The sequence below is a fragment of the Flavihumibacter fluminis genome (genome assembly GCF_021491375.1).
Lineage (GTDB): Bacteria > Bacteroidota > Bacteroidia > Chitinophagales > Chitinophagaceae > Flavihumibacter > Flavihumibacter fluminis.
On sequence record NZ_JAKEVY010000011.1, the window covers coordinates 1 to 6,723 of the forward strand.

At 38.6% G+C, this 6,723-nt stretch carries 6 protein-coding genes; 5 read left to right on the top strand and 1 reads right to left on the bottom strand.

From position 1 onward, the window contains the following. The first annotated feature begins 409 nt into the window (after positions 1-409). The 5 genes from L0U88_RS20650 to L0U88_RS20670 all read left to right on the top strand — a co-directional run bounded on the left by L0U88_RS20650 (position 410) and on the right by L0U88_RS20670 (position 6,393). Positions 410-910: a hypothetical protein gene (locus L0U88_RS20650; RefSeq protein ID WP_234868756.1), complete on the top strand. Its 501-nt coding sequence runs from the start codon at positions 410-412 to the stop codon at positions 908-910. Between the two features lie 65 nt (positions 911-975). Further along, the gene (locus tag L0U88_RS20655; protein WP_234868758.1) at positions 976-2,550 is read left to right on the top strand and encodes a hypothetical protein; all 1,575 of its coding nucleotides are present in this window, start codon (positions 976-978) and stop codon (positions 2,548-2,550) included. 1,555 nt (positions 2,551-4,105) lie between these two features. Further along, entirely contained in the window at positions 4,106-4,594 is a 489-nt protein-coding gene (locus L0U88_RS20660) for an FEKKY domain-containing protein (RefSeq protein WP_234868759.1), read from the top strand. A 242-nt stretch (positions 4,595-4,836) separates the two neighbouring features. After that, positions 4,837-5,526: a fringe family glycosyltransferase gene (locus L0U88_RS20665; protein ID WP_234868761.1), complete on the top strand. Its 690-nt coding sequence runs from the start codon at positions 4,837-4,839 to the stop codon at positions 5,524-5,526. Positions 5,527-5,799: 273 nt separating this feature from the next. Beyond that, positions 5,800-6,393, top strand: coding sequence for a hypothetical protein (locus L0U88_RS20670; protein WP_234868762.1), 594 nt, complete (start codon positions 5,800-5,802; stop codon positions 6,391-6,393). On the opposite strand, the gene L0U88_RS20675 is transcribed toward L0U88_RS20670, so the two are convergent. Next, positions 6,383-6,723 (bottom strand): hypothetical protein (locus tag L0U88_RS20675; RefSeq protein WP_234868764.1); only part of this gene is annotated, 341 nt, incomplete at its 5' end. The genes L0U88_RS20670 and L0U88_RS20675 overlap by 11 nt on opposite strands.

Sequence of the window (6,723 nt, forward strand, 5' to 3'; positions counted from 1 at the left end):
CTTTTTGACGGACTGCTATCTGGCTGCGCGGAAACTAAATTAAGGAACCGCCGTATACCGAACGGTACGTACGGTGGTGTGAGAGGACAGATAGCAAACAAATTGTTTGCTATCTTCCTACTCTATTGCCGTTCGGGGGTGTGAGCACCGTCCATTCGGCAGTAGTTGATCGTCCATTCAGTCATCCGGCACTGTTCCGGCACCGAATCTTGACTGTTGTTTGACTGTTATTGAAGCGTTCGTGAAGCCTTCATGAATCGTTCGGGATGGGTTTTCTTTTTTAATTATGGTTTTCCGTATTGCAGGAATATAGCGGAATAATTATATTAGTGATACTTGTCCTGTGATTCCCCGCAATGGGACTCATGTGGCGAAGCAATGGGTGGAAGGGAGCGGGTAAATCGTGTTAATGTTAGAACGACCGACATACAATGTGATTGACTGGATAAAAAAAATATTTAGTAAGGGCAAAAGAGTTGACAATATCAATTCTGAAATTGACAACCAACTTCTTGAAGACCAGTCAAAATTTATTTGGTGTTTAGTTGGCAATATCGTTGACGAGCATCCTACTGGTATTGACAAAGAAATAAAACATGGGACGAAGCATTTTTCTCCTAACACAAAGGTTTACTGTTTTCCATCAAAATGGGGAGATGGATACGAAAAGATTAAAGTAATAGGCCGACACCGTAAGACAAGAAAAAATGTATGCATTGTTATACCAGCAAAACTTATAACTAATTGGCGCTTGCAAAAAGTTTACAGACCGTATATTCTAAATGTAATGAAAACTCAATACGGATGGACTAATAAGGACAATGACAAAGAGACAATTTTGGAAATGCTAAAATGGCTGCCAAGCAGGACGATTAAATTAGTTTGGCCAGTGTTCATTGCCATAATTTGAAAGGCTAATTTCCCAACAACGCCAAACCCTACTCGTTACACGCCACCAATTGATACACTCCAGAAATGGAATATACTGATATTTATAGCTGTATTCAGATTTTACATGAAAAACCGAAATGGTTTTTTCAGAAGGAAAATATTGCTGACAAACTAAAATGCTTTGACACAATTCAAAAGGTTGGAACGCCCAGTACCATTTATTCCCTTATTCCTTTTTTGAGAAACGAGAATCTTCTAATACAAAACAAGGCAGCAGAAACTATTCTATTCTTATTTAGAAAATTGAAGTCGCTAAATGAATATGCTGGCACTTTGAAGCACTTGCCCATCGAGAAAAGCGATTTAGATTTCTACAGAACTGACTTTGATGAAGAAACCTATCTCCAATTGTTAGGCATAGCCAGTTTCAACAGCAATGGTTATGTAAGAGAAAAAGCAGTAAAGGAGCTTGCAAGGTTAAAGAATGCTGATGGATTACTATTTATTCTTTTACGGCTTGGAGATTGGGTTACCGCAGTTAGAAAAGCAGCAACCGAAGGCACTTTATCTTTTTTAGAAAGCAGCTATATAGATGATTTGCTAAAACAATTACCGACAATAGATTGGCTTTTAAAAGTTGGACGAGTTGATTTGAGTGAAATTCACGACAGGATTATTCAATTTATTTTAAGTCAAAACTTTTCTGATGAGTTTTACAAAAAAATAAAACGCCTTGATGACAAGACAAGATTTCAGTTTTATAAAACATTTTTGAGCAGGAAAATTCCAAGAGAAGAACAAATTAATAAAATAAGTGCAGACAAAAACATCTTGGTTCGCCTGGAACTAATAAAACATCTTACAGCTTTTGATTCAGAAATGCAAAAAAGGATAATTGGGAAATTTCTTTATGACCAATCGGCAAGAGTAAGACAGGAGGCGTTATATGCAAGTAAAAGTTTCTCCCCATTCTTTAATAATGAAATTACCGAATTATTATCTGATGAAGCATTTTCAGTACGAGAAATATGCAGGCATTTGCTAAAGGATAAGGAAATTGATTTTGCATCCCTATACAGGCAAAGAATAGCTAACCGACTATTTCTTTCAGGAAGTCTACTTGGTTTATCGGACACGGGAAATAGCGATGATTTGCCAATCTTTGAGCAATATATTTCTGCTGAAAAAAGTAAACTCATTGTTGCCAGTTTAGCAGCTATCAATAAATTCAATACAGACAAGGCAAAGCAGTATTCAATACAGTTGGTGGTTCATCCAATTAAAAAGGTTCGTGACAAAGCTGTTGATATTTTATCTAAGAACGCAGATACCGAAACGTTTAAAATGATCAGAGTCATTTATGTGACGGCTAACTACGACATCAAAATGACAATTCTGAAGCTATATAATAAGATAGGGGGTTGGAACATTGTTGGAGACCTTTTGCTTTCTTTGGCTGACGAAAATGCAACTATTCAGAATTTGGGTTGGCAACTGCTTGATAAGTGGAAGACAAAAGCGACAAGACTATTTACAACGCCACCAGCGATAGAAATTGAGAGGGCTAATAAAATTTACAGCAGCCTTGACAGGAACAACCTTAACATGACAAATAGCAGGACAAATCTTTTACGGGATTTACAGTTCTTCCTAAGATGAGAGCTATTGGCGGCGTACAACAGGGGCTATATGAAAGGGGGGACTGCTGGCTGTGTTTTGGAAACAATGGAAAAGAGTAAGAACACGATTCAGCAATCTTAAGCGGATGGGTATCACGAAGCAAAAAGGCATGGGAGTTTGCTAATACCAGAAAGAGTTTTTGGCGCGTCTCCGGCAGAGAAATCCTGAAGTGCGTACCTAGCTATACAAAAAATTCCATAAGGAACCACCTTATACCTAACGGTACGTAAGGTTGTTTGAGAGGACAGATAGCCAACACTTGATTAGCTATCTTCCTACTCGATTGCCATTCCGGGGTGTGTACCGTCCATTCAGGCAGTAGTTGTCTATCCATTCAGTCATCCGGCACTGTTCCGGCATTGAATGTAGACTGTTGTTTTAATGTTATTGAATCGTCCGTGAAGCCTTCATGAAGCGTTCCGGTGGGGGGTAGGGAAAAGGGGGTATTTTTCCCGTAACTCTGAGAAATTACGGTTTCCCGGAATAAAAAGATTTTCAAAATAATTATATTGTTAGTACTTATTCTGTGACTCCCGGATGGGAGTGATGTGGCGAAGCTATGGGTGAAAAGGAGATTGCAAGTCATTCTCTAATAGTTACAATTTGATGTAACGCAACTGCAAATTACTTTCACATCAATACTTGGAAAACGTATTGACGCAACCACAATCTATCTAAACGCGGATATGGTGATTGATAATGAGAAATTTAATTTTAAATGAACTTCGTATAATTGCGTAAATAAACGTGTTGGGCGCTACTTATCTTCATCCTATAGTGTAGCTACCCGGACAGCCATTCGAGCAACTAAATTTTCGGGAGGACTTAAATTCAACATTCTGAGGGTTCAGGAATATCAGAATGCAAACGCGACAATTAATAGCCAGGTGGGGTACTTGAATTATAGAAGTCAATATTGTATGAAACATTTCCTGGGGGCACGGTTTCCCCGATTGCAGACGGCACGCCAAATAGTAAGGTGGGCATCTTATGACGTGAAAGACTATTAAAGAGTGTAACACCACCTAACGCGACTGTTAAGTTCAGCTATCGGTGTAACAACGCATTCTAAAAATATAAGATGCTGACGACATGGTATATCAGGTGCAGGACAAATAGCAGCATTTAATTTAATACGAACACCGCACCCCGCTATTTGAGAATCCTATTGATATGTAAAATGGGCTGCGTTACCAATAGTAGAAGTAAAGAAATAAAATCACTCACGACGCGACAAATGGAAAATTAAACGTACCACGTCACGACAGATTGGAAAAAACACTTTAGAAACAATTGCTTCGGGATTAGTACGCAGCGCCCAACAGTCGGTTTGGCAATATGGCGGGGAGACGAATTTTTAATCAACTTTTTATTCCATTATTCAACATTAATTCCAACTACAGTATAAAAATTAGCATTGGAATAAACAATGAACATATAATTATAAATTTAGCAACGGTTCAGCCTGACGGATATCAAATACCGCCCTATCGCCAAGCCGTAATCGTTGCGCGGCATTAACTTAAACCTGTTTATGAAAAAAGCACCCTATTTACTTACCCTGGCTGCAATAGCTGTAATTGCCACAGCATTTAGCAGTTTCAATGGAACCCCCAAGGCGACACATATTTTGGGTAATACCAAAGGATATGCAACCCATGGCGACAGAGGAGCAGACCAAAAGAATAATATAGACTTTAGCACTACTGACCTAAATATGTATTCTAAATCGGACTCTTTGTATAGTGGATTGTATAATAAGCAAAAAGCACTCACGGACATCAAATCAGGAAAAGCCAGGTTGCTTGTTCAGGGAGGAATCGCTGCTGTCTACTATCCTACTGATAAATCGTTCCGCGAGACATATAAAATAGGATATGAACTGTTTGGCTGTGTAGCTCCAGAGACGATTAACTGTTTAAAAGAATACAACCAGGTAGTTTTCGAACATCTCCAGAGTACCTATGGCGACAAGTGGAAAAATGAAATCAGAAAGGATGTGATTGGTTTGAGCACCCAATAACGACCGCGCAACAAAGGGTTTGGCGTCAGTGGGGCGCGACGAACAAACAATTGGCTTTTACCATAATTAAACATTTGATCCGACAGCTGAATTCAATTCAAACTAAGAAACATAATTCAACATTAGTAAATAAATGGGCAATGGCCCAGGCGCGACATTAATAATCCCCCCACCGAACGCCAAGCCCTGAACGTTAGCGGCAAGGCTCGAGCGACAGTACTATTACAAATAGAGGACAAAAAATGAATGCTACAATTTACTCTCATAAGACAATCATCGGGACAGCAGACTTGCAAGTCGGTGACGGGAGTATGGGGTGTGTTTTCGGACAATTTATTCCTAATGACAATTACTTTAAAGACATCCAAAAATTCGTATGGGACTTTTGGAGGACAAATAAACCCGACTACACCAAATGGTATTCATTGCGGTTTAACGCACAACTTGACAACGGCTTTTTTCTTTTTCCGGAAGGTGGCTACACATTTGACGACAGTCCCGACTTTCCAAACGATACAAAACGAATTGACATAGCAGGTATTGACCTTAACCTTTTAAATTTTACTAAAGATACTTTACTTGAACCGTGGTATCCAATAGACATTTCTCAAAAATTATCTTTTGAGGACGAACTGGCAAAAGAAATTACTCCTGTAAAATCTGCTTTTAGTTTTTTATCAGCTAAAAGCAAAGAGACTCATACATTAGTTGGCACTAAATATTCAACTTTCGCCAAATATGGACCAAATGACGATGTTCTTTTTGCAGTTAAAAAGCAAGGTGAAAAAAGTAGATTAGCAATTGTTCACTTGACATGGACAAGCAGAAAGAAAGAACATTCTACTTATTTTCCTGCGACACATTTTTTCCATGACTTTGACGATTTCTCTGAAAAGCGAATGAACGCTGACAACAAAGAATGGAAAACATAACGACAGTAAACTATTCGATAGACAGTAGCCCAGCCGCTAACAGGCGGTTTGGCTATATGGCGGGACGACGAATATATTCTCAACTTTTTCTTCGTTATCATCTGTAGTCCGGGCTTTACTTTTACTATTGAGCTTTAGATGATATCTTCATCATTAGTAATTCTATTCTGCAGCGGTTCCGGGCTGACGTTTTTCAAATGCCGCCACATCGCCAAGCCGTCTCCGTTGTACGCCACTTTATGGAAACCCTTCAACAGTGCATCTTCAAGCTTTATGACAAAATTTAAAATTTCGACACTCATTATTTTATCACTTAGCTTGACACTGTTCTCAAATGCTCAGGCAAAAAAAACCGAACAACTATTCAATAAGTATTCTAAGCAATTAAAGGCTTCAAAGGTGGACACAATCGTAATCGTAAAGTCAGGCTGTACAGGTTGTGACGTTGTTTATGCTGACACACCAAAAAGTGTAATTGATGGACAGACAATTTATGTCTTGACTCAAAAAGCGGGACAGTTTAAGCTTGCAATTTTTGACGACGTCGATAATCCAAAATATTATTCGGTTGACACCTGCTCACTTTTTGACACAATAGAACGGTACAAACAAACACTTAAATTAAAGGAAGCATTTTATAAGAAGGAATTAGCCGAATTAAAGAAATCAAAGTTTCTTCCACCAAGACCCATTCATTATTCTTTTGAAGATTTGACAATTCAAACCCCAAGCTTTAAATACAACTTTATGGTAAACGGTAAAAACGCAGACTATTTAGGCTTTGTTCGTGAAAATGAAAAATGGTTTCAGGCGACAAAAACTATAATTGAAAAATTCTTCAATTATTCGCAAGCAATTAAAGGTTGACAGACAAAAGCGGCGTACAACAGGCGGTTTGGCAATATGGAGGGGCGACGAATATATGCTCAACTTTTTGTTCGCTAATCGGCTTCAGTTCCAGCCAACGAATAACGCCGAGCAATAGAATAAACAATGAACTATTAGTTATAAATTTATCTGCGGTTACGGGCTGACGATTTTCAAATACCGCCACATCGCCAAGCCGTTTCCGTTGCATGCAATTATATTTGACACCCAAATTTTCAATCAGACATGGGATATAACCTACATATTGTAAGACGTAATGACTGGGACGACTTTGAAGAAGAAAGTAACATATCGCTTGAGGAATGGTTG